Here is a 3,472-nt window from a genome sequence, read left to right as displayed (position 1 = left end):
GCGTAATGTTGTATGGGATGAGCAAAATGTAAAAAAATTATGGGACAGTATTTATAAATTTTATCCTATGGGGAGTATTTTAATTTGGAAGACTGATATCAAGTTACAGAATCATCGCTCAATTGGCGGACATATAATTCAAAACGAAGATATATCAGAGTACCAATATATTTTAGACGGACAACAAAGAACAACAGCTCTTTTAACATCTCTTTACGGGGGAAAAATCGAAGGAAAAGATGACTTTGATCCAACTATATATGTGGATCTTACAATTCAAGATGAAAATGATACCGATGATGAGAGTTATAACCAGAGATTTCTATTTTGGTACGAAATTGACGATAGAAATGGGACTTATTTACGTGTATCATGTCAAGCAAAACCGTAAAAATTTATAATTTTAAGGTAACACTTTTTACCCCATATGCCTTGCAATCCTCTATCCATTTTTCTACCAATTTTACTAACATAAGCCTTTGATCAATGGTAAAATTAAGGGACATGATTTTGTCCTTAAGCCCCTTTATGCGTTTTCTTAAGTTTGCCTTTTTAACAAGTATAGAGAGGCATTCTTTGATCTTGTCATAGAAGAATTTAGGGACCATACCTATGGAGTTCCTGATATTTTGGGCATTCTCTATCCACTTTGCCATCTGTATCTCAGGGTGCCTTTTTACTCTATATTTTTCTTCCTTGTCTTCCTTGAATCTTTCATAATCCTGCCTTTTTCTCCTCCATTTCTCATCAATAAAGTACCTCTTTCTCTTAAGCTCTTCTTTTTTCTTATTATCAATATCTATTTGTTTATTTTTCACAATCCCACCAAAATACTGGCCAGTCCTCTTTGTCTCATCAAAGCTTTCCCTATGAGAGTAGGCATAAAAGTCTAATTCTGCCTCCTCTAAGGCCTGCCTGTCATAGGTCAACATCACCTTTTTAAATCTATCCATATCATCTATAGCAAGATTATTCCTTTTAACTATGTCTTCTATAAGCTGTTCCTTTTCTGGAGGAGGTTTGGCTTTTTCTTTTAACTTATTAGAGCGCTTCTTTATCCTTTGCAATTCCCTCTTTGCATTATCTATCTCTTGCTGAGTGGGCACATAATTCATCAGATCTAAAGGCCTTCTGTTACACACAGAGCACCTCCCTACCATGTTTCTCATCTTTACATAAATACCTGCCACTATAGTAAGTATATTTTTTGCTATATCCCTCTTTTTAAAACCCTCTATCTTTAACTCCCCTACTGTCCTTTCAAATAAGCCAAACTCACCCTCCAGGTTAGCCTTAGTTTGGGGACAGCCCTTAAAGGCATTTATGGGTATAATATTACGGTATTCCTTTAAGGTCTCTGATACTTCACTGCTTAGATTTGCAGAGGAATTATCATAAAGAATTGATAGGGGAGGACCATGTTTTTCTATGTGTTCATTTATCACAGCCTTTACCACACTTCCATCCTCTTCATCTGAAATCTTGCAGGCAGTTATGGCATCTGAATGAATATCCTTTAGTGTCTCCATATTCAAACTAAACTTCTCACCCAATACCTCTATATCCTTTTTCTTCCCATCCAATACTAGCTGGGCATTGGGGTAAAACTTCTTTATACGGGGTCTGTATACAGGGTATTTCTTATTTGTGTTTTCTTTGTATCTACCATTTGCTATCAGGATGTCGGTAATCAGACGGCGGCTACCTCCACAATTAAAATATTCCATTTTGTCTTTTTTGTTTTTGTTTAACCACTTCATAAAGGAGCTTATTTTTATCCCCTTTTTTCTTTTCCTACCTTGTTTATATTCATCTGCTGCCTTACAGATAAACTCTATAAACCCCTCTGTTACAGAAAGGGCCAGACCCCTTTTATCATGATTATTATTTTCTAATACCTTTTCCCAATCTGCTAAGGTGCTAACTGCTATAGAGCTAATCTGAGATAGCTCTTTCCGCTTCAATTTCTCTTTCCTTGATACCTCAATAAGGTCTCTTTTTATATCAGCACTTATTTGTCCAAATATCCCCTTTTTTTTAAATCCTCCATTCCCCTCTTTAGTATGTTTAGGATGCGGTTTTCTATCTCTAGCCTCTTTATGCGCTCTTTTAAAAACATGTTCTCCTTTAAGATATCATCCCTTTCTTTGTCCTTTGTTTCTTGAACTTTCTTTTTTCCCTTAAGCCTTCTGTAATAACTGTATGCAGCCTTCCTTGATATCCCCATCTCTGAACACAGTTTTTTGACATTTATCATTGAGCCATGGCCCAACTTAGATAGTGCTTTCTTGGCCAAGAGGATACTACCTATCTCTTCTTTTGTAAGGCCTTTATCTTTCATTGATCATCACCTCAGTTGGATTTTTCTTCCCATTATGCTAAGTTCTATAGAGGTGTCAACCATCTTTATATGAAAGATACTGATTTCCCTTCCCTCTAAGCCTATGCCATCCTCTACCAGCTTTGATAGCTCTTTGTCTACCTCTTTTACCCAGCCATGAAAACGGTCTGCAGGAACCAGGATGCCCCCCAGCCCTTGGTGCACCCTTTTATAATTGTATCTCCATATCCAATTCTCAATCTCATTCCTGGCCTCAAGGATGTTTTTAAACTCCTTTACCTTTATCAATTCCTTTTTTATGACCTTATTCACTGCCTCAATCTTCCCTATAGTCTGAGGGTGATGGGGAGAGGTATGGATGTGATAGATATCTAGGGCATCTAGGTGTCTTTCAAAGTGATTTATGCCCCTCCAGCCATGAAACACAAAGCCCCTATCTGAGACTATGGCCTCCATCTTGCCATAACGAGAAATGGCTTCATCTACTAGGCCTTCAATCTCCTCCATATTGCACTGTTCAATCAGCCTAAAACCCAACAAAAATCTGCTATAGTCATCCAAGAGCAAGACCAAATAGACCCTCTGTTTGTGGATATAGAATTCTGCTATGTCTATCTGAACCAACTCCAATGGGCGAGATGCCTCAAAGCGATTCCACTCTTTGTTTTCTCTTTTCTTTCTATTTATCTCATAGCCGGCGCCTTGTAATACTTCCCTAATAGTTCTGGTACTTATAGTAATCCCTCTTCTCCTCAATTGGTTTCTTATCTGGGATGGGCCACTGCCAGGGCTCTCCTCCTTTTCTGCTAGTATCTCTTTGACCTTCCAATCCTCTATAGTTTTATTACCTTTATTGTGACTTCCTGGCTTTCTTCCTAATGCCTGTTCACCACCCTCTGAGTATTTCTTCTTCCATGTGGAGATGGTAGTATAAGGAATACCCAGCCTTTTACTTACCTCCTTGATTCCTTCTTCTTCTGAAATCTTAAGTATCTCCAGCCTTTGCTCCTTTGTGTACTTCCTCTTTTTGCTCATAACACTTCCTCCCTTTCTCTTTATTTTTTAGGGAAAAAGTGTTACCCTTTTTCAGGCCAATTTTTACGGATTTATTGTATCAAAAACATGTAGGTG

4 protein-coding genes are annotated in these 3,472 nt (G+C 37.7%); 1 reads left to right on the top strand and 3 read right to left on the bottom strand.

Annotated features, from left to right (window positions below; all coding sequences use genetic code 11):
* Positions 1 to 391: DUF262 domain-containing protein (locus tag J7J01_09015; protein MCD6211005.1), on the top strand; the 391-nt coding region annotated here is incomplete at its 5' end.
* Positions 392 to 395: 4 nt separating this feature from the next.
* Here J7J01_09015 and J7J01_09010 read toward each other — a convergent pair.
* The 3 genes from J7J01_09010 to J7J01_09000 are packed head-to-tail and all read right to left on the bottom strand — an operon-like array spanning position 396 to position 3,376.
* Positions 396 to 1,964 carry a transposase family protein gene (locus J7J01_09010; GenBank protein MCD6211004.1) on the bottom strand — a complete coding sequence of 523 codons (1,569 nt, stop codon included), beginning with the start codon at positions 1,962 to 1,964 and terminating at the stop codon, positions 396 to 398.
* 47 nt (positions 1,965 to 2,011) lie between these two features.
* Positions 2,012 to 2,341 carry a hypothetical protein gene (locus J7J01_09005; protein ID MCD6211003.1) on the bottom strand — a complete coding sequence of 110 codons (330 nt, stop codon included), beginning with the start codon at positions 2,339 to 2,341 and terminating at the stop codon, positions 2,012 to 2,014.
* A gap of 6 nt (positions 2,342 to 2,347) precedes the next feature.
* A complete protein-coding gene (locus tag J7J01_09000; protein MCD6211002.1) occupies positions 2,348 to 3,376 on the bottom strand; it encodes a DDE-type integrase/transposase/recombinase in 1,029 nt (342 codons plus the stop codon).
* Positions 3,377 to 3,472 lie beyond the last annotated feature (96 nt).

This window comes from Methanophagales archaeon (genome assembly GCA_021159465.1).
GTDB lineage: Archaea > Halobacteriota > Syntropharchaeia > Alkanophagales > Methanospirareceae > G60ANME1.
This window is presented reverse-complemented; position numbering and strand designations above follow the sequence as displayed.